This is a genomic window from Sphingomonas sp. PP-CC-1A-547 (genome assembly GCF_003610375.1).
Classification (GTDB): domain Bacteria; phylum Pseudomonadota; class Alphaproteobacteria; order Sphingomonadales; family Sphingomonadaceae; genus Sphingomonas.
The window spans coordinates 1-20673 of the sequence record NZ_RAPZ01000013.1; the positions used below are offsets into that span (position 1 = coordinate 1).

Sequence of the window (20673 nt, forward strand, 5' to 3'; positions counted from 1 at the left end):
AGGACCCCGGAAACCGCAAGCCGCCGCCCACATGTCCCTTCATCTTTACCTACAATGTCAAAGAGCCGACAAAAATACCGACACTCGCATAACCCTCCCTCGCGGAAGATTTGGAGCATCTGGTTTTCTTGCGACAGCCGCAGAGGCCGGTGAGGCACTCCGCTGCGGTTCGACCTATCTAAGAGAGCGAACTCAGAACGTCAACAGCGAATTTTTCAAATATGGAATAACGACGACGCGGGAGGGTAGCGGTCCGGTGTCGGGCTCGCGGACATGAAGCAGCTCATAGACCCTTGGCGCCTACGGTTCGACTAGCACGCCTAGCGAGGGCGGCAACGCGTAGATGAGGCGAACCACCGGGACCTTTTCGCCGCAGGTAATCAGGGCACGCATCGATGACACCCAGCCGTTGAGCGAACCAGCCGTTGAACGAAGTCGCTATCCGGGCGGTCGCAACTGGCTGGTCTGCTGCCAGCCATTCCTCGGGCAGATCACATAGGCATGGATACTGCCGCTGGCGTTATGGTGCGCAGGGATGCCCTGCCCTGCCCTGCCCGGCGCCGCCGCCATCAACGTGCCCGAGCCGATCACCGGCGCGGCGGGTACCGCGCGGGGATCATCCGCGTCGAAGTGACCCTCGAAACACTATAAAACCTTTCGGCTGATCGCGTGGTTGGCGAATTATCCTCCCGCCTCACCCATCGAGATAGGCGGCGAGTTCCTCGGGCGCGGCGTGCGGGAAAGATTGCCGCAGAAAGTCGAGAAAGGCGGACACCCTTGCATTGAGCAGTCTGCGCGACGGGTAAAGTGCCCAAAGGGCGATGTCCGAGTCCGCTATGTCGCCCCAATGCGCCAGCCGCCCGCTGCCGATATCGCGACTGACCAGCGACAGCGGTAGCCGGGCGGCCCCTGCCCCAGCGCGCACTGCGTCGCGGATCATGATCAACGACGACAGGCGCAGCACCGGATCGACCGCAATCGTCGACGTCCCAGCCGGATCTGCAAGCCGCCAGTTTTGCGCGGCGTCGCCACCGCGCACCACGGCGGGCACGGCGCCTGCACTGTGCGGCATGTCAGGCGCGGCCACCACCACCAGTCGGTCGTGGAGAAACGGGCGGCCGACCAGCGCATCATCTGCCGCGGGATCGACGCGGATCACCAGATCGTAGCCTTCCTCGATCATGTCCACCGCACGATCTTCAGTGGTCACTTCCAGCCGTATTTCGGTGTGGCGGCGGGAGAACTCTGCAGCCAACCGGCCCATCGCCGTCTGCGAGAACAGCAGCGGTGCGCTGATCCGCAGGCGGCCGCGTACCCGTTCGCTGCCCGAGGCAATGGCCGCAGCCGTTTCCTCCAATTCGGTCAGCAGCGCGCCGGCGCGTTCGAACAGCGCGCGCCCTTCCTCGGTCAGCTTGAGATCACGTCGTCCGCGTTCGAACAGCCGCAGGTCGAGCGCTGCCTCCAACTCCCCCACGCGTCGGGACAGCGTCGCCTTGGGCCGGCGCGCGGCACGAGCGGCTTTTCCAAACCCGCCATGACGGGCGACGAGTATGAAGTCGGCAAGCGCGAGCAGGTCCATAACGTTCCACCAGTGAGACCATGCGTCCAGATTACGCATCTATTTGCACGAACGTGGATCACGCATCTTTGCATCGTCAGCAAGACAAAACGAAGGAGCGAACACCATGACCATTCTCGTGATCGGAGCCACCGGCCGCGTCGGCCGCCATGTCGTCGACCAACTCATACAGCGCGATGCGCAGGTGCGCGTGCTCACGCGCGATCCCGCCAAGGCGGCGTTCCCGGTCGGCGTCGAGGTGATGCAAGGCGACCTGCTCGACATCGGCGCGCTGCGCGCCGCCTTCTCCGGCGTCAGCACGGTGTTCCTGCTCAATGCGGTAACGGGCGACGAATTCACCCAGGCTATCCTCACACTCAACGTCGCGCGCGAAGCCGGCGTCGATCGTGTCGTCTATCTGTCGGTGTTCGACGCCGACCGCGCCGTCAATGTCCCGCACTTTGCGGTGAAATCGGGGGCCGAGCGGATGCTGGCCGCGATGGGCTTCGGCGCCACCATCCTGCGCCCGACCTACTTCATCGACAACGAGGTGATGGTGAAGGACGTGATCCTACAGCACGGCGTCTACCCAATACCGCTCGGCGGCAGGGGCGTGGCGATGGTCGATGCGCGCGACATCGCCGAGGTCGCGGCGATCGAGTTGATCCGTCGTGAGCGCGCACCGCACACGTTACCGATCGAGACGATCAACCTGGTCGGCCCCGAGACGCTGACCGGGGTCGACGTCGCGGCGATCTGGTCCGACGTTCTCGGCCGCACCGTCACCTATGGTGGCGACGATCCCAGTGGCTTCGAACAGACCATGGCGACGTTCATGCCGGAATGGATGGCTTATGAGATGCGTCTCATGGCCGAGCGCTACGTCAGCGACGGCATGATCCCGGAAGATGGCGACCGCGAGCGTCTCGTGACGCTGCTTGGCCGCCCTCTCCACGGCTACCGCGAGACCGCCGCCCGGATCGCTGCCGATTGATACTCAGGCAGGGCCCAGCGGTCGGCAGGTTCGCACCCGTCGACCGCTGGGTTCGCGTATCAGGCAACCGAGACCGCATCGGCGGGGATCTTGAGCGGCGTCGCGGGATTGGTGGCGACCTCGAACACGGCTGCGGCGACATCGCCCAGATGCGTGACCCGTCCCGTGTCCTCGCGGAACGGCGTCATCATGCCTTCGATCAATGGCTTGTAGTCGAGTTATCGAGCCCACGCGGGAGGGGCATCGCATTGGCGCCGAACTGGGTCGTCGGCGAATGTGCCGCAGCACGAACGGCGAGGCTCTCGGTGAACGTATTTACCGCAGCCTTGCTCGCGCGGTAGGTGCTGATGCGGTTTCCAAGGCAAAGCCCGAGGAACAGCCGGCAATGAGCGCGATGCGCGCTCTTCCATCCGCTATGCTGCCCGGCTGATCCTGTTCTCGAGCAGCCCAGCGATGCGGCCACTCTCAACCGGACGACTGAATAGATAGCCCTGAATGTAACCGCAGCCCTCACCGCGCAGCAGGTCGAGCTGCCCGGTATCCTCGACGCCCTCGGCGGTCGTTTCCATGTCCAGCGCGGTCGCCAGATCGACGATCGCGCGAACGATCGCCGCGGCGCTCGGATCGGTGGCGATGCTGGTAATGAACGAGCGGTCGATCTTGATCTTGTCGAACGGAAAGCTGCGCAGGTAGCTCAGCGACGAATAGCCGGTGCCGAAATCATCGAGCGCAACGCGGATGCCCATCGCGCGCAGCGTGTGCAGCAATGCGATGACCGGGTCCTCGCCGTCGAGGAAGACCGATTCCGTGATCTCGATCTCGAGCCTGTCGGGTGCCAGGCCGCTATGTGCGAGCGCCTGGAGAATGATCGCCTGCAACCCGCTGTTGCGGAACTGCAACGGCGACACGTTGACCGCGACGCGGATATGCTCTGGCCAGTGCATCGCCTGTCGACAGGCCTCCTGCATCACCCACTCGCCGATCGCGATGATCAGCCCGGTATCCTCGGCGATCGGGATGAACTCGGCCGGGGGAACGATGCCGCGCTCCGGATGATGCCAGCGCACCAGCGCTTCGAACCCGCCGATCCGCTCCGCCTTCAGGTCGAATACCGGCTGGTAGTTGAGCACGAACTGGCCTGACTGGATCGCCTCGCGAAGGTCGAGCTCGACCTGCCGACGCCAGCGCGCAGCCGCGTCGAGCGAGGGTTCGAAAAACCGGAACACGCCGCGACCGTCTTCCTTGGCGAGATACAGCGCGAGGTCAGCATTCTTGAGCAGTTCGTCGGCGTCCTCGCCATCGACCGGGCCGATCGCAATGCCGATGCTGACCGCGGTCGCGATATGGTGGCCATCGGCCAAGACCGGCTGGCGCATCATGTCGAGGATGCTCTGTGCCAGGACGCGCGGGCGATCGGCATCGAACTGGCCCGAGAGGATCACCGCGTATTCGTCGCCGCCGAGCCGCGAGACCAGCCCGTCGGGTGCGACCTCGCTCAACATCGTGCCGATCGCCTTCAGCAACGCATCGCCGACCGGATGGCCGAGCGTGTCGTTCACGCCCTTGAAGCGATCGAGATCGAGACACAGCACCGCAATCCCCCCGCCGGCGCGCCGGACCTGGAGGATCGCCTGGTCGAGCGACTTGCGGAAAAAGGTGCGGTTCGGCAGGCCGGTGAGGACATCGTGGAACGCGAGATGCGTAATCCGGTTCTCGCGTTCGAGGATGCCGGCCGACATCCGGTCGAAGCTGGCGGCCAGCCTGCTGATCTCGTCGCGCCCCTTCACGACGATATGCGCGCGACTCCCCTCCTCCAGCGCTCGCGCCGCGGCGTCCAGCGCCGCGATCGGTCCGGCGATCCCCATCGCCAAACGCCGGCTGCCCAGCACGACGAGGATCAGCCCGGCCAGCCCGGCCAGCGCGATGCCCGCCTGCAATGGCAGATACGGAGTCAGCGCGGCGTTGAGCGGATAGCGGATCAGGATCGCCGCCTGCGGTCGATTTGTTAGGCCGGCGAGCGGCTTGGCGATCGCGAACGCGCGGCCGGTCGACAGAGTGAGAGTGGCGAGTGTCCGAGACGACCGCGATGCCTCGACCAGATCGTCGACCGCGGCGTTCGATCCGACCGACCTGTCTGCCGCGTGCCAGCGCCCTGCGCCGTCGCTGCGCATGATCGTCGCGATCAGCGGGATCGCAGAAAGCCGTTCGAGCCCCTGCATCTCCATGCCGTCGAGCCGCACTGCGAAGACCACCCAGCCGACCTGCATAGGTGCCATCACCGGTGACATGATGAGTCGGTACACCTGCCCCGCCACCACCACGACCGCGTCGCGCCGACCGTCCGGAACCGCGAAGGGGAACTGCGCGACCGTCGCAGCCAGGGCGCCTGAGGGACCGGTGACCTGGCCGTCCTGATCGACCACGAACGCGGCGGTAACCTCTGCCCGGTTGCTGATATTGGCGAGCGCGGACGCAATCGTCGGCCGATCGCCGCTAGCGACCGCCGCGCGGAATCCGAAATCTCGCGACAACAGGTCGGCCGAGGCGATCAGCGACTGAGACCTGAGCGACCAGAGCCGGTCGTAGACGCTGCCGCTGGTAACGAGTTCCTGACGCACGGAATCGCGCGCGTGCGTCCAGATCATCACCTGCGCGACGACGGCAAGCAGCACCAGCGTCACCGCGAACAGGCTTGCGTACAGCACTGACAGCTTGGTCCGAAGATGGCGGAACCGCGGCCAGCGCAGACTCATCACCGGTGCAGCACGAAAGTCGTGGCAAAGCCGGTGGCGGCGACGTCGATCGGCTGGGAGGCAGTGCTGCCGGGCGCGCGAATAGATGGGTGCCAGACACGGACCGTGCCTGTCCCCGCGGGAACGCCGGTGATGCTGACATGCCCCGCCTGGTCGGTCAGCGCGGCAAACGGGGTGGCAGTCACGAACACGAATCCGCTCATCGAGTCATGGATGTTGCAGCCGAGCGGGACCACGCCCGGACGGTCGAACAGGACGGTTCGCGCATCCTCCTGCCCGTAGAGTTTCAGATCGAACTTCTTGGTCTTCGAAAACGAATAGACGTGGTGACGCACCCGGTCGCGATTGGGGAAGCCGACCGTCGCGCCGACGGGGACGATCAGCACATGCGGCTGAAACGCGATGTCGCGCTGTTCGATCATATACGGCCCACGCACCGTCACCGCCGGCGCCTTGGGCGTCTCGATCGTGACCACCGCGCCCGGCAGCGGCTTGCCGTCGAAGCCACGGACGTCGATCGCCACCGTGGCGGCATGCGCCGCCATCGGCAGTGCGAGCACGACGATCATCGAGGTCAGGCGGAGGACGGATGCGTACATAGCTTGGCCTCTAACGGTCCGAAGATTGCGAAGCCGTAAACGCCACTGACGTCCGGTCATGTCTTTTTCGCTCGGGCTCCGCATCGATAACCCGACGTGGGAGACCAACAATTAACCAATAGTCTCCATGAGATACCGGATGATTCGCATGTCGCCATCGACCGTCGCCGGATGCATCGCCAAGCTCGTAGTGGCGATCACCGTCGTGACAGCATCCCCCGCCGCAGCGCGCGAGGGTCGTGCCGGCGGTAAGCTCATGCTGACCAACGGCGTCACCACGATCGAGGGAAGTTCGGGCGGCGGCATCTCCACATGGGCGCTGATCGCCGGTAACGAAACCGTCGACGGGATCGGCGGGTCCGCGCATGTCTCGGTCATCCTGCTGCCGGGCTATCGGTGGGAAAGCCACGGCGCAGCGATCGGCGTCCACGACCGGCTGGAACTGAGCTACGCCCGACAGAATCTCGATACGCGCGACGTCGGTGCAAAGCTGGGTATCGGCCGCGGGTATACGCTCAACCAGGACGTATTCGGTGCCAAGCTGCGCGTCGTCGGCGATGCCGTCTATGGCAGCCCCTACCTGCCGCAGATCGCGATCGGCGCGCAGTACAAGCACAATCTCGATCCGCAGATCGTCGCTGCGGTCGGTGGACGCCACGCCAGTGGTACCGACATCTACGTGGCTGCCACGAAGCTGCTGCTGCGACAGAGCATCCTGCTCGGCACCACGATCCGCTACACCAAGGCCAACCAGAATGGCCTGCTCGGGTTCGGGGGCGATCGTGGCGCAAATCGCACCGTCCAGGTCGAGGGCACGCTGGGCTATCAGATCTCGCGCCAGTTGGTCGTCGGCGGCGAATACCGGTCGAAACCGGACAATCTCGGGTTCGCCAGGGAGAACGACTGGAAGACCGCCTATGCCGCGTATGCGATCAGCAAAAACCTGACTGCGACCGCGGCCTATGTCGATCTCGGTTCGATCGCGACGGCCGAGCGCCAACGCGGCGGCTTCCTGTCGCTCCAGACCGCCTTCTAGGAGACGTTTCCGATGCTCGTGCTAGCCCTGCTCGCCCTCCTCCAGACCGCGCCCACGCCGCCCGGCGAGGACCCGGTCGCGCCCTATGCAATGAGCGATGCCAATGCCGGAGGCCGCCCGTTCAAAGGCGTTGCCATGCTCGAAGCGTTTCACGGGGTGGCCGGCATCGACCGGATCGTCGACGATCTGGTGACGACGAGCCAGGCCGACGCGCGGATCGGCGACATCTTCAAGGGGCAGGACATGATCCGCCTGCGCCGCACGCTGAAAGAACAATTCTGCGTCCTGCTGAACGGTGGCTGCCGTTACACCGGTCGCGACATGGCGACCGTGCACAAGAACCTCGGCATCCAGGCCAAGGACATGAACGCGCTGGTCGAAAACCTCCAGGCCGCCATGCGTCGCGAGGGTGTGTCGTTTCCAGCTCAAAACGCCTTCCTCGGCAAGCTTGCCGTTATGAAGCCGGACGTGGTCACCCGGTAGAAACACTCACGGACGTTCGGCTTCCTGTCCCCGCCTCCCAACTTCAGATGCACCTTGATGAAGAGGGTCTCGGGGGTCGTCAAAAAATCAAACTGTTGTGAATGATTGAGTTTTGTGACGGGCCAGGATGGTGAGCTTGGCGCCAGAATGCCGGCGATTCATCGCTGCTCAGGCGGTATGTCTCGCGCTCGGGCTGACAAATCACGGATGTCAGTTGGCTCGAACCTCAGCTGTCGACGGTGCGTCGACGGTGGCCTCTTCGCCACGGATAGTCCCGGCCGCCATTCTGTCGCAGGGCGGATAGGACGCGGCGTAAACCCTCCTCCGCAATTTGGGCAGACGTTGAGCAACTCCGTCTCGACGCACGTCGTACAGAAGGTGCATTCATAGGTACAAATACGCGCGTTCGTCGCCGCGGGCGGCAGATCGCGATCGCAGAACTCACAGTTCGGCCGTAGCTCAAGCGCCATGATTTCCTCCGGCATCCTGCGTCGCGGCCCGCGCCGGTTTGGGGGGCTCGACAAGGTGAATGGAGTTACGGCTGTCGCCGATCCGCTTCGGCATTATGTCTGGTGTACGCCCCCGCTCCCCGCGAGCGTCCGCCAGTGGGTCTCCGTCCTGTCGCCAATTGGTCCATTCCGGCGACCGGTACGCTCGGCAACGACATGCTGGTCGTCCACGCCTCGCAGACCGGCAATGCCGAACGCATTGCCCGGTTGAGCGCGGCGGCCTTTCCCGGCGCGACCGTCCGTGCGCTGGCGACGCTTGATGCTGAGACCTTGCGTGCCGCCGACCGCGCGCTGTTCGTGATCGCGACCTACGGTGAAGGCGACGCCCCCGATCGTGCCCGCAAATTCGAGGTGAAGACGATGGCCGCCCCGATCGACATCGGTGCGCTCGACTATGCGGTGCTGGCGCTGGGCGACCGCGAATATCCCGGTTTCTGCGCGTTCGGGCACCGCGTCGATGCGTGGCTTCATGCCAGCGGTGGGAAACGGTTGTTCGACCGTGTCGATCTCGATGGCGCCGACATCGACGCAGAACGGCATTGGCAGCAACAGCTGTCCGCCATCGCCGGCGCGGCGATCCAGCCCGACTGGCAACGTGCGGACTATACGCCGTGGACACTCGTATCGCGCAAGCACGTCAATCCGGGCAGCCCAGGCGGCGCGGTCTACCGGGTCGTGCTGACACCCCACGCGCCGACCATTTGGGCGCCGGGCGCGATCGCCGAGGTTCTGCCGCGCCACGACCCGGCACGCGTCGATCGCTGGCTGGCCCGCGTCGGTCGGTGCGCCGATTCCGGGTTACGTGAGACGCTGCTGGACAAGATACTGCCTGACGACGAAGGCGACCGCCCCGCCCCGCTACAGGCCCTCGCGCACCGCGACTACTCGATCGCCTCGATCGCAGCGTCCGGCGCGGTCGAACTGCTGGTCCGTGCGTGTCCAGGTCCGGATGGGGGGCTCGGGATCGGTTCCGGCTGGTCGACGAAGGTCGCGCCAATCGGTGGCGCCATCCTTCTGCGTATCCGCGACAATCCGGGGTTCGCGCCCGCCGACCCGACGATACCGATCGTCCTGATCGGAAACGGGACAGGACTTGCCGGCCTAATGGCGCATCTACGCGCACGGACGGCCGCCGGCGGCGCCCCGGCATGGCTGCTGTACGGCGAGCGGTCGGGTGCTCACGACCGACCTTTTGCCGCGGAACTGGAAACGCTGTCCAACAATGGCCCACTGATCAGAATCGACCGCGCGTTCTCGCGCGACGCGGAGTGTGGCCGCTACGTCTAGCACCTCGTCGCCGGTGCTGCCGACGCGATGCTCGAATGGGCGGATCGTGGCGCGGCCATCTATGTGTGCGGCAGCCTTGCCGGCATGGCGAGCGCCGTGGATGCGGCGTTGCGCGCCATCCTTGGCGATGCGCGACTTGAGGAGATGGCCGAACAGGGCCGATATTGTCGCGACATCTATTAGGCAGGTCCCACAGCCGTGGCAGCCGAACGGTCCCTGTTCCCGGCAAGGGCGATCAGAAGCACGATGGCGAACCCGAGAACGACAGATGCCAGCGGACGGCTGAAGGCCAACCCACCATGATCGACCGGCTTGTCGAGGAAATCCCCTACCGCTGCGCCTAGCGGGCGAGTCAGGATGAAGGCCGTCCAGAACAGGGTGACCCGGCTGACGCTTGTCTTCACGTACAGCAGCACGAGCAGGGCAAGGCCGGCAGCGAAGATGGCTGCCGCGCCTATGTAGCCAAGCCCGCCGGTATCGGCGAACCAGTCGCCTAGCGCAGTGCCGAGCGTCTGCGAGACGGTGATCGTGATCCAGTAGAACAGTTCCGCACGCGGTTCGTGCACCGTCTCGACCGCGATCGAGCCGAGCGTGCGATACCAGGCGAACAGCGCCATCAGGACGAGCGTCAGTAGCAGCGCCGACCCACCGGCATAGCCGATCCCTAGCGAGCGGGTGGCGAAGTCCGCCATCGTCGTGCCCGCGGTGGTCGAGGCGATGATCGTCGTCCAATAGAGGAAAGGCCGGTAACGCGTCGCAGCGATCTGCAAGGCGATCAGGATGACCAGCGCACCGAGGAAGATCGCGCTGCCGACCAGATAGCCGAGGTTCATCGACATGCTGACGGTATCGCCGGCGGTCTCACCCAGCGTGGTCGCGAGGATCTTGATGATCCAGAACCCGAGCGTGACCGCCGGCACCTTGATGATGGCGGCACGGGCGGGGTCTGACAGCGGCATCGCGCGATCTCCAACGAATACCGCGACGTCTAGACTTTTGTGGGCACGGCGCGAAGATGCGCCTGCGAACATTAGGAAATGGCGTAGCGCCGCAAGCTGCTCTCAATCGGCGCCGCTAACCGGGGGCATGCCCCTGATACGCCCGATCCCGATGTTCGCGCACCGCTATCGTCCGAAAACCGGCCGGCGGCATCGCTTGTCGCGTCGGCGAAGACCGAGGCAGTCGCCATAAAGGCGATGTGCTCAAGCCAACGTTGCCTGCCGACGCGCAAGCCCGGATTGGCATCGTCACGGTCCGGGTCGAACAACGATCCGGCTTCGGTGAAGGCTCAGCGTGAACCTTATTTACCAGGATCAGGACCGATGAGGTCAACGAACTCGCCGGCCGGGTCGAGCCCGATCGCGACGAGCAAGGTGTGATCGGGATAGACGAGAGCGAACTCGTCAAACCCGAACCCATCGGGCCGGCGAAAGCGGATGGCCTGCGAACGCCGAGCAGCCGTAGGCGGCGGTGGAAGATCACCCCCATGCTGCAAATGACCCACCCGCTATCGCGTGCATGCATGATGGGCTTTAGTGAATCTCTGCTCCCGCACACATCCGCAACTGACGGCGTTGCCCCGCTCGTCCATCCAGGTCCAACGCCAAACCTTTAGAGACAGCCCTCCGGGAAGCTCAGGGCTGTTCCCCGACCGGGGCGACATACTCGCCCATGTCGGGCGCATCGTCCTGCGGCTCTCCACGCTGCAGGTTCGAGTGGCGGATGCCATAGGCGAAATACAGCACCACCCCGCCCGCCAGATACCAAAGGAAGAACATCAGGACCTTCATCGGCACCGTCGTGATCAGGTAGACGCACGACGCGATGCCCAGCAGGGGCACAACCGGATACAGCGGTACGGTGAAGCCACGCGGCAAATCGGGCGCGGCGCGGCGCAGATAGATGACCGACAGGCAGACGATCGAGAACGCCGACAACGTCCCGACCGAGGTCATGTCGCCCAGCACGTTGATGTCGAAGAACCCCGCCGCCACCGCGGTGATGACGCCGACCAGCACCGTGTTGACATACGGCGTCTTGAACGTCGGGTGCACGGTCGCGAACACCCGCGGCAACAGGCCGTCGCGCGCCATCGTGTAGAAGATCCGGGTCTGGCCGTACATCAGCACCAGCACCACCGACGTCAGGCCGATGATCGCGCCGATCTTGATGAGCTTGGCGAGCCAGCTCCATGTCGGGCCGAAACTGTCGACCACCACGGCAACCGGATCGGACACGTTGAGCGCGGTATAGGGCACCAGCAGGGTCATGATCGCGGCGACGAGCATGTAGATCAGCGTACAGACGACCAGCGCTCCGATGATCCCGAACGGCATGTCCTTCTTGGGATCCTTCGCCTCCTGCCCCGCCGTCGAGATCGCCTCGAAGCCGACATAGGCGAAGAACACGATCGAGGCGGCGCGCATCACGCCGTCGACGCCGAACTTGCCGTCGCCTTGGCTGGCGGGAATGAACGGCGTCCAGTTGCGCGCGACCAGCTCGTTGAAGTGCGACAGCACGATCGCGCCGCCGACCGCGATGAAGGCGACCAGCACGCCGACCTTGATCGCGACGATGATCGTGTTGACCTTGGCCGATTCCGCAACGCCCCGCACCAACAGCGCGGCAAGTGCCAGGCAGATCAGGAACGCCGGCAGGTTGAAGATCGTCGTCACCGGTTGTCCGTCGACCAGCACGGGCACACCGCCCCGCATCAGCGGGTACCCGGCCGGTCCGGTGAACTGCGGCGGAATGTGCATGCCGAAATCGCCCAGTAGGCTTACCGTATAGCCCGACCAGCCGACAGCCACCACCGACGCCGCCAGCCCGTATTCGAGCATCAGCAGCGCACCCATCATCCACGCGACGAACTCGCCGAGCGTGGTATAGCCATAGGTGTAGGCCGATCCGGACACCGGCAACGTCGAGGACAGCTCGGCATAGCACAACCCGGCAAACGCGCAGACGATGCCCGCTACGACGAACGACAGCAGCACCGCCGGTCCGGCATGCAGCGCGGCCGCCGAGCCGGTGCGCACGAAGATGCCCGCGCCGATGATGCAGCCGATGCCCAGCATCAGCAGGTTCCATTTGCCCAGCGTGCGCTTCAGTTCGCTCGCCGCGGTTTCGCGTTGCACCTGCGCAATGGATTTGCGCGCGAACATGCGCTCGACGATGCCCCTCGCGGCCTTGGTTGCCATGTTTCCCCCGGGGTCAGATAAGCCAGCCAACGCGTCTAAGCGCAGCGACCAACCGGGACAACGCAATCTTGCTGCTTTCTAAGGGGTTAGCGTTTCGATGCCCGTGGCAGACACACGGCTGCCCTGCGCTCCGCAACGCGACTCTCGGCCAGCGTTGGTGATCGACTGCTGTCATCAATCGTATCCGAATAATCGATTGGACAAATGTCGGTCAAATCCTGCATCTTAGGCCCAAGCACGGAATACTCATCGAGAGAGGACGCCAAGATGGCCGATTACGAACAGCCCAAGAGCAGCGGTTGCCCCATGGGCCCCAACGGTGGCGGCGAGGTCAAGGCCCGCTCGCTGCTCGGTCGCACGAACAAGGATTGGTGGCCCGATGCGCTGCCGATCGACATGCTGCACCAGCACGGCGTCTCCCCCGACCCGATGGGCGAAGAGTTCGACTATGCCGAGTCGTTCCAGCAGCTCGACTATGCCGCGCTGAAGGCGGACCTGACCGCGCTGATGACCGACAGCAAGTCCTGGTGGCCTGCCGATTACGGTCACTACGGCCCCTTCATGATCCGCATGGCATGGCACGCCGCCGGCACCTACCGCGTGACCGATGGTCGCGGCGGGTCGTCGTCGGGCCAGCAGCGTTTCGAGCCGCTCAACTCGTGGCCGGACAACGGGAACCTCGACAAGGCACGTCGCCTGTTGTGGCCGCTGAAGCAGAAGTACGGCAAGAACATCAGCTGGGCCGACCTGTTCATCCTCGCCGGCAACGTCGCGATCGAGAGCATGGGCGGACCGATTTTCGGCTTCGCAGGCGGCCGCAAGGACGTCTTCGCCTCCGAGGGCGACACATTCTGGGGCGCCGAGGAGCTGTGGGTCAACGAGGGTGCTCAGACGCGCATCAGCGAGGACATGCCCGAGCTCGAAGGCCCGCTGGCTGCGATCCAGATGGGTCTCATCTACGTCAATCCGGAGGGTCCGGGCGGTGATCCGAACCCGCTCCTGTCCGCGCGCGACATGAAGGCGACGTTCCTGCGGATGGCGATGAACTCCGAGGAAACCGTCGCGCTGACCGCGGGCGGCCACGCGTTCGGCAAGTCGCATGGCGCCAAGCCCGCACCGCATTTCAAGAGCCCGTCTTCGGAAGCCGTGCACATGCAGGGTCTTGGCTGGCTCACCGACAGTGAGGAGATCGGCCAGGGCCACATCACGACCTCTGGTATCGAGGGCGCGTGGTCGAACAACCCGACCAAGTGGACCGGCGATTACCTGCGCCTGCTGTTCAAGTACGACTATGAGCTGACCGAGAGCCCGGCCGGCGCGAAGCAGTGGCAGCCGGTCAACCCGGCACCCGAGGACATGGCACCCGACGCACGCGATCCCAACAAGCGCGTGCCGACGATGATGACCACCGCCGACATGGCCCTGAAGATGGACCCCGAGTTCCGCGAGATCGCACTTCGCTTCCGCGACGATCAGTCGGCACTCGACGACGCGTTCGCACGCGCTTGGTTCAAGCTGACGCACCGCGACATGGGTCCGCGGGTCCGCTACCTTGGGCCTGAGGTTCCGGAAGAGACGCTGATCTGGCAGGATCCCGTTCCCGAGGGCACCGCGCCGTCGGACGCTGATGTTGCTGCGTTCAAGGACGCTCTGCTGTCGAGCGGGCTGACGATCGGCCAGCTGGTCAAGACCGCTTGGGCGTCGGCATCGAGCTATCGCCGGTCGGACCATCGCGGTGGTGCGAACGGTGCGCGCATCGCGCTCGCCCCGCAGAAGGACTGGCCGGTCAACGAGCCCGAGCAGCTGAGCAAGGTCCTGGCCAAGCTCAACGAACTGCGCGGCGACATGTCGCTCGCCGATGCGATCGTGCTGGCCGGTTCGGCAGCGGTCGAGAAGGCGGCACGCGATGCCGGTCACGACGTATCGGTGCCGTTCCTCGGTGGACGCGGCGATGCGACGCAGGAGTGGACCGATGTCGAGAGCTTCGTGTGGATGGAGCCGCAGGCCGATGGCTTCCGTAACTACCTGAAGACGCGTCACCCGGTGAAGACCGAGGAGCTGTTGCTCGACAAGGCTTCGCTGCTCGGCCTGTCCGCGCCGGAGATGACCGTGCTGGTCGGTGGCCTGCGCGTACTTGGCGCGAACTTCGGCGATGCGCCCGAGGGCGTACTCACCGAGCGTAAGGGTCAGCTGACGAACGACTTCTTCGTCAACCTGCTCGACAACGACACCTTCTGGGATCTGGTCGACACGTCGAGCGACGAGAAGTTCATCGGCTACGATCGTGGTGGTCGCGAGAAGAAGTGGCAGGCGACCCGTACCGACCTGATCTTCGGCTCGAACTCGCAGCTGCGCGCGACGGCCGAAGTCTATGCCGAGAACGGTCACGAGCAGAAGTTCGTTCGCGACTTCGTCAAGGCATGGGTCAAGGTCATGAACGCCGACCGTTTCGACGTCACGGCCAAGCCCGTGTCGTCCAATCAGGCGACCTGAGCTTCGGTGACATGAATATAAGCCGTGGTGGGTCGGACAATGTTCCGGAACACCACGGCTTAGCTTTAACTGGCCTATGTAGTTCATAGGCACATTACACGGTACCCGCCCTCGCTCGTCGTCTGGGGCCGTTGCGCTACACACGTATGCGAGGCGGTCTGCGAAAGCGCCGGTTATCAGATCTTTGCGAAGACGATCGCATTAGTCACGCCGCTTCAGCAACGCCCAAAGACACCCGTTCCGGCGGTAGACAGACGGATCGCGTGATCGTGACAGGACCAGCCAGAGAAGCCGATTTCGACAGGTTCCTGGCGATGCTCATCGACCCGACCAAAGTTACGCGGATGCCTTAGCTCTCGGCGCAGTTCGTATGAGCATATTGTGCTAAATTTTATAGTTCTCGGCAAAGGCTCGGGAGGAGACGGAACGCTGCAGTCTCGCAATTCTCTACGATGACGTGAAGATCACCGTGCGAGCCAGCCGCCATCGACGGCGAGGATGTGGCCTTGCACGTAGTTGGCTGCCGCCGACGACAGGAACACCGCCGCACCGCCGAGATCGCTCGCGTCGCCCCATTTGCCTGCCGGGATGCGGTCGAGGATCGAACGGTTGCGGGTCTCGTCCGCCTGGAGTGCAGCGGTGTTGTTCGTCGCGATGTATCCCGGTGCGATCGCGTTGACGTTGATGCCCTTGCTTGCCCATTCGTTCGCGAGCAACTTGGTGAGGCCGCCGATCCCCGATTTGGACGCAGTGTAGCTCGGCACGCGGATACCGCCTTGGAACGTCAGCATCGAGGCAATGTTGACGATCTTGCCGCCACCGTTCGCGATCATGTGGCGACCGGCCGCCTGGCACAGGAAGAACACCGACTTGAGGTTGGTGTCGATCACCGCATCCCAGTCGGCTTCGGTGAAGTCGACCGCGTCGGCGCGGCGGATGATGCCGGCGTTGTTGATCAGGATGTCGAGCCCGCCGAGCTTGGCCACCGTCTCGTCGACGACGCGCTGCACCGGTTCGATCGTCGACAAGTCGGCCGACACGATCTCGGCATTGCGACCTAGCGCGCGAATTTGCGCGACGGTGTCTTCGGCGGGCGTGCGGCCGACACAGGCGACGTCCGCGCCGGCGGTAGCGAGCGCAATGGCGATCGCCTGGCCGATGCCAGTGTTCGCGCCGGTGACGATGGCGACCTTGCCGGTGAGATCGAAGGGATTTGTCATGCTTTCTCTCTCATTCCCCTCCCGCCTGCGGGAGGGGCTAGGGGAGGGGAAACGCGGACCGACGCTCGTGGACACGCCCTCACCCGACCCCTCCCGTGGACGGGAGGGGGGAAGATTTACGCCAGCTGGCAGATATCCAGGACGTTCATGTCGGTATAATCCTGGTTCTCGCCGGCCATCGCCCAGATAAACGCATAAGCCTTGGTGCCCGAACCCATGTGGATCGACCAAGGCGGGCTGATGACCGCTTCCTCGTTCGCCATGACGATGTGCCGGGTCGCTTCGCCTTCGCCCATGTAGTGGAACACGCGATCCTTCTCGAGGTCGTCGAGCTCGAAGTAGAAATAGATCTCGCTGCGACGCTCATGGATATGCGGCGGCATCGTGTTCCAGACCGAGCCGGGCTTCAGCACCGTCAGTCCCATGACAAGCTGCGCGCTGTCGCAGATGCCAGGGATGACCATCTGGTAGATCGTCCGCTCGTTCGAGTCCTCCAGGCTGCCGCGCTCCAGCGTGGTCGCATCGCCGACCGAGATCACGCGCGTCGTGAACGCCTTGTGCGCGGGGCACGACGCCAGATAGAAGCGCGCGCCGTCGCCGGAGAACTGCACGTCCTTGGCGCCCATCGTCACGTACAGGCAATCCTTGTTGCCGAGCGTAAACGTCTCGCCGTCGACCGTGACGGTGCCCGTGACCTTGCCGACATTGACGACCGCAAGCTCGCGACGCTCCAGGAATGGGTGGCCTGCCGCCGATGCCGGCTCGGCCTGATCGGGCAGCTTCACACTACCGCTCGCGACGGCGACGCCGCCGATAACGAAACGCTCGGCATGCGTGTAGTTGAGCACGCACTCACCGTCGCGGAACAGGTCCTGGATCAGGTACCGGTCGCGCAGTTCGTCGTTGGAGACGCACTCCATCATGTCGGGATGCGTGGCGTAGTAGGTGCGGTCGTACATGCGGGACTCCGATGGCCGAGAGATGGATGCCGGAAGCGACACCTCAGTTGACAGAACCGATACCGCTCCGCATATTTTGGCGCAAGTGACCACAATACGGGATTTTCTCAATCAGTCGCGGCCGGCATCGCCAAGGCGGCGTTTACCCAATGCCTCTGGCGATTGGATGGTCGCGCGGTCGAGCGCCTCGGGGATCAACGCCAGACACTGGATTGCGGCGAGACCCCATTGCGCGGACGCGTTGGTCGAGACGCCGGGCCATTCGGTGACGTGCCCTTCGGTATGCCGCGGATCGCTCGGCCATGTGCCAAGCCCTGCATCACCAGACAGGAACTCTCCCGCCGCCCGGGCAGCGAGCGTCGCATCCTGCGTTTCGTGCGCGACGTACGCAGTCAGCCGGGAATGCGCCTCGCGTAAGTTGCGCGGGCCGAACGGCGCACCGAACTTTGCCAGATACTCGGCCTGGGGCGCGTTGTACCAGCGGCAATAGTCGAGCCACGCGGTGCGATAGCGCGGCACGTCGAGCAGGCGGACCAGTTCGGAACTCACCTCGACCGCGCCGAACACCGCGTTCAGATGCGAGAGCCGGATACCGCGATTCTGGTCGATGAACCGTCCCGAGGCGAGATCAAACGGCGCGCTGCCGGTCATCCAGCCATGCGGCAGCCGCCCTATGCTGTCGAGCCCGGCGACGATCCGGTCGCGCCAGTGGGAGTCGCCGGTCCGCTCCCATTCGGTCAGCCACGCCGCGGCAAGCGGGCACCAGGTCGTCCCGAACGTCATCTCGATCGTTCCCGTCGGCAATACCGGCTTCTTCGCCCCCGGCACCTTCCGCCCGATCTCGACCTGCTGGAGCGTTTGGTCGGATGTGAGCAGGTCGCGCATCAGGTCGCCGACGCGCTCGTCCGCGGTCAGATAATAGAAGATGCGGCGATAGCTGGCGTTGCTGACGCGAGGCTGTTTGGAGCTGTCGCTCCAGTGCTGGACGCCGTGGCGCGTGCCCATGCCGGCGAAGCGACCGCCGTGATAGACGTCGACCTCGCCGGTGTGGCGAGTCATCGCTTCGGCAAAGCGGAACGCCTGCGCGTTGCCGGTGCGCAGGACCGAATACCAGAGCCACAGGTCGGGCGAGAGTTCGCTGTTATCCCACGCGAACCCACCGATATCGTACCGCCAGCGATGCCGGTCGCTGTCATAGGTATGCATGATGTCGCCGTGGTTCCAGAACCCGTACCAGGACCGGCGGTCCACTTCACCAGCGTAGAAATCGATCAAATTGTCGAGCTGGTTCTCGATCGCGGTGCGGTTCGGCGTCGAGCGATCGGGCAGGCTCCAATCGCCGAACACGTGCGCGGCGTGGAGGTGTTCGGGGCTCGCCATCAATTGCGGCGGTGTCGCTTGAGCCTTCGCCATCTGCGCGAGCGTCACGGTGTCGGGCGTCGCAGGCAAGGCCCAGAGCGTCAGTTCACTGGTCCGCGCGATGCCGGATGCGTCGTCCCAGCCGGGTTCGTAATCCTCATAGGTGACGGACAGGCCCTCGTTCTGCGCGGCAAATCCCTCCATCCCCATCGCACCGTGATAGGGCCGCAGGTCCATCGCGGGCGCCTCGGGCGACCAGAGCCACGCGGTCAACCGTGCCGCGTCGCCATCCGCGCCGTCGATGTGGAGCGCAGTCGGGTGCCGCTGCCAAAAATAGCGCTGGCCGAGCGCGACGCCGCCATCCGGACCGCCAACATAGGCGAGCCCAGGCGCGCGGCGACCTTCGTCCGCGTCGATCCAGCCCTGGCCGGGCGCGGTCCGCTTGGTCAGCTGCCAGCCATTGGCGTTCGGCTGTTCGAGACGGAAGTCGCCCCAGGCGGGGATCCGGTCGAGCGTGTCGCGCACCGCTGGCGCCATCGTTGCCAGCGGCGGGGTCGCGTGTCCGGCGATCTGCGCCTCGCGGAACGCACGGCCTGGATCGCGGCGCAGGCCGGTGAGCGGTCGCACGCCCTCGGCGAACATCTGGCCATCGGTGGCGATGCGGACATGGCGATCGTGGAGCGCGCCACGCATCGGCACGGACGCCTGCACGCCCAAGCTCGCAAGAAAGTCATGGCCTGCATTGCCGTCGAACACGAAGCTGTGGACGATCCGCAACGCGTCAGATCCGGCATAGGCATAGAGCCGCACCGTAAAGGGGAGCCAGCGACGATCGGCCATCACGTGCCGCCCCTCGATCTTGACGACCGCGCGGACGGGGCCGCGTTGCTCGATGGTCACCTTTTCAATCTCGCCGGCGAACGACGCGGGTTCGCCGTGGAGCGGATCGGACTTCACCGAACCGACCAGGGTTACAGGACCGAGCAGGGGCCGCCCGGACTGGCTGGCCGAGCGGACCAATGCGGGGCCGGTGCGGCCGATCTCCCAGCGCAGGTCGCCGACGTCGACGACTACCGCATCGGTCGTCTCGGTGACCTTCACCGCGCGCGCCGGTGCCATCGCCCGACCGCGCGTGACGATCAGGCCAGCGGGCGCGACATCGGCGGGTATCGCGTGGGCGGTCCACTTGATCGAACCGTCGGGCCAAGTTGCGGTGGTCCAGGTCTGCGCGGGTATGTCGGCGCCATCGGCAGTGCGAACCGCCAGCGCGGTGTTGCGCTTCACCACGCCGCGCGGCCACGCGACGCCGAACGTCTGTCCCATGTGCATCGTCGGCGTTGCCCCGTCGATCCAGCGTATCGCGGCAGACTGGAACGCAGGCGCGGCATCGAGCCGGACCGGCAGCAACGCGGTCGCACCGCCGAGCAGTGCGACCTTCAGCGTATCGCGCCGCGTAGGGTTCATTGGGGTCATGATCGTCTCCATCAGCGGCGCGTGATCGACAGGTGGCGGACGCGCAGGTGGCTCCACGTGGTCCGCAGCCCGAACTGGCCGGACGCATAGGGTTCGGGATCGTCGAGCGTGAACACCCGCCGCCCGTCGCGCTCGACCGCCACCGTCCGCCCGTCCGCGATCAGCCGGATCGTCGTCCAGCGATTGGGTACGAGCATGTCGGTGGCATCGCGCTTGTCGTCCTGGGGGCGCAGCGGCCGGTCCCCGACGCGGCCGACATAGCGGCGGAAGCGGGTCGTCGTGTTCCGGTTGCCGCCGATGCCGACATAATAGGTGCGCAGGCTGTCATAGTCCGCGAAGGCACCGCTGCGGCGGTGGACGAGAACGGAACTCCCGTCGTCTTCACGGGCCATCCAGAACGCGTTGAGGTCGCTGACTTTGTCGTTCACCCCGCCCTGCGATACCGCCATCGCCTGAAACCGAATGACGACCGGTCCCGCGACCGGCTTGCGCCACCAGAGCGTCAGGCCCTTCGCGGTATCGATATCGATGGTTCCGCCGCGTTCGGTGACTCGCGCCGCGGGATCCTCGGCTTCGACGACCCAATCGGCGCGCGGCTGGCGGGCGATCGACGTCGACGGCACGCTAGCGAGGATACCCGCCGCGATGTGAAGCCGTGCATTCAAGCGCATGCTGCCCTCCCCGTGCGCTGTCATCGCGCCCCGCCATTGCATAGGCCGCGAAATCGCTGTCGCCAAGTTCGTGCCGAAT

General features: G+C 65.0%; 17 protein-coding genes and 1 pseudogene. 6 read left to right on the top strand and 12 right to left on the bottom strand.

Features of this window, described 5'->3' with window-relative positions:
- Positions 1–694: 694 nt before the first annotated feature.
- A complete protein-coding gene (locus tag C8J39_RS13575; RefSeq protein WP_120300973.1) occupies positions 695–1579 on the bottom strand; it encodes a LysR family transcriptional regulator in 885 nt (294 codons plus the stop codon).
- 106 nt (positions 1580–1685) lie between these two features.
- Between C8J39_RS13575 and C8J39_RS13580 the strand changes: the two genes are divergently transcribed.
- Positions 1686–2552 (top strand): SDR family oxidoreductase, encoded by an 867-nt coding sequence (locus C8J39_RS13580; RefSeq protein WP_120300974.1) that lies wholly within the window; start codon positions 1686–1688, stop codon positions 2550–2552.
- 59 nt (positions 2553–2611) lie between these two features.
- Here C8J39_RS13580 and C8J39_RS19110 read toward each other — a convergent pair whose 3' ends face one another.
- The 3 genes from C8J39_RS19110 to C8J39_RS13590 form a co-directional block, all read right to left on the bottom strand.
- Positions 2612–2743, bottom strand: coding sequence for a hypothetical protein (locus tag C8J39_RS19110; RefSeq protein ID WP_259457556.1), 132 nt, complete (start codon positions 2741–2743; stop codon positions 2612–2614).
- A 222-nt stretch (positions 2744–2965) separates the two neighbouring features.
- Positions 2966–5305 carry a bifunctional diguanylate cyclase/phosphodiesterase gene (locus C8J39_RS13585; RefSeq protein ID WP_120300975.1) on the bottom strand — a complete coding sequence of 780 codons (2340 nt, stop codon included), beginning with the start codon at positions 5303–5305 and terminating at the stop codon, positions 2966–2968.
- Complete coding sequence (locus tag C8J39_RS13590; RefSeq protein WP_243644412.1) at positions 5305–5904, bottom strand: methylamine utilization protein; 600 nt, start codon at positions 5902–5904, stop codon at positions 5305–5307. The genes C8J39_RS13585 and C8J39_RS13590 overlap by 1 nt, the downstream gene beginning before the upstream one ends.
- Before the next feature lie 148 nt (positions 5905–6052).
- Here C8J39_RS13590 and C8J39_RS13595 point away from each other — a divergent pair, with 148 nt between their 5' ends.
- Both C8J39_RS13595 and C8J39_RS13600 read left to right on the top strand, forming a co-directional pair.
- Complete coding sequence (locus C8J39_RS13595) at positions 6053–6940, top strand: DUF3034 family protein (protein ID WP_120300976.1); 888 nt, start codon at positions 6053–6055, stop codon at positions 6938–6940.
- Positions 6941–6952: 12 nt separating this feature from the next.
- Positions 6953–7423: a group 1 truncated hemoglobin gene (locus C8J39_RS13600; protein WP_120300977.1), complete on the top strand. Its 471-nt coding sequence runs from the start codon at positions 6953–6955 to the stop codon at positions 7421–7423.
- Positions 7424–7581: 158 nt separating this feature from the next.
- Here C8J39_RS13600 and C8J39_RS13605 read toward each other — a convergent pair whose 3' ends face one another.
- Positions 7582–7908 (bottom strand): DUF1272 domain-containing protein, encoded by a 327-nt coding sequence (locus tag C8J39_RS13605; RefSeq protein WP_310793835.1) that lies wholly within the window; start codon positions 7906–7908, stop codon positions 7582–7584.
- Between the two features lie 120 nt (positions 7909–8028).
- Between C8J39_RS13605 and C8J39_RS13610 the strand changes: the two genes are divergently transcribed.
- Positions 8029–9219 (top strand): flavodoxin domain-containing protein, encoded by a 1191-nt coding sequence (locus tag C8J39_RS13610; RefSeq protein ID WP_120300978.1) that lies wholly within the window; start codon positions 8029–8031, stop codon positions 9217–9219.
- Between the two features lie 27 nt (positions 9220–9246).
- Entirely contained in the window at positions 9247–9402 is a 156-nt protein-coding gene (locus tag C8J39_RS18820) for a hypothetical protein (RefSeq protein ID WP_165895242.1), read from the top strand.
- On the opposite strand, the gene C8J39_RS13615 is transcribed toward C8J39_RS18820, so the two are convergent.
- Both C8J39_RS13615 and C8J39_RS13625 read right to left on the bottom strand, forming a co-directional pair.
- Positions 9399–10178, bottom strand: coding sequence for a hypothetical protein (locus C8J39_RS13615; RefSeq protein ID WP_120300979.1), 780 nt, complete (start codon positions 10176–10178; stop codon positions 9399–9401). The two genes, C8J39_RS18820 and C8J39_RS13615, sit on opposite strands and share 4 nt — an antisense overlap.
- Before the next feature lie 675 nt (positions 10179–10853).
- Positions 10854–12419 (bottom strand): amino acid permease, encoded by a 1566-nt coding sequence (locus C8J39_RS13625; RefSeq protein WP_120300981.1) that lies wholly within the window; start codon positions 12417–12419, stop codon positions 10854–10856.
- Between the two features lie 267 nt (positions 12420–12686).
- Here C8J39_RS13625 and katG point away from each other — a divergent pair, with 267 nt between their 5' ends.
- Positions 12687–14912 (top strand): catalase/peroxidase HPI, encoded by a 2226-nt coding sequence (gene katG, locus C8J39_RS13630; RefSeq protein ID WP_120300982.1) that lies wholly within the window; start codon positions 12687–12689, stop codon positions 14910–14912.
- Positions 14913–15376: 464 nt separating this feature from the next.
- Here the strand turns inward: katG and kduD are convergent, their stop codons facing one another.
- The 5 genes and pseudogenes from kduD to C8J39_RS13650 form a co-directional block, all read right to left on the bottom strand.
- Positions 15377–16132, bottom strand: coding sequence for a 2-dehydro-3-deoxy-D-gluconate 5-dehydrogenase KduD (gene kduD, locus C8J39_RS13635; RefSeq protein ID WP_120300983.1), 756 nt, complete (start codon positions 16130–16132; stop codon positions 15377–15379).
- A gap of 116 nt (positions 16133–16248) precedes the next feature.
- Positions 16249–17091: a 5-dehydro-4-deoxy-D-glucuronate isomerase gene (gene kduI / locus C8J39_RS13640; RefSeq protein WP_120300984.1), complete on the bottom strand. Its 843-nt coding sequence runs from the start codon at positions 17089–17091 to the stop codon at positions 16249–16251.
- Between the two features lie 111 nt (positions 17092–17202).
- Positions 17203–18504, bottom strand: a complete 1302-nt coding sequence (locus C8J39_RS19325; RefSeq protein WP_404969356.1) for a hypothetical protein — start codon at positions 18502–18504, stop codon at positions 17203–17205.
- A gap of 3 nt (positions 18505–18507) precedes the next feature.
- Positions 18508–19935, bottom strand: a pseudogene (locus C8J39_RS19330) (Tat pathway signal sequence domain protein); the annotation flags it as partial.
- Positions 19935–20594, bottom strand: a complete 660-nt coding sequence (locus C8J39_RS13650; protein WP_120301204.1) for a DUF6250 domain-containing protein — start codon at positions 20592–20594, stop codon at positions 19935–19937. The pseudogene C8J39_RS19330 and the gene C8J39_RS13650, both read right to left, overlap by 1 nt.
- Positions 20595–20673 lie beyond the last annotated feature (79 nt).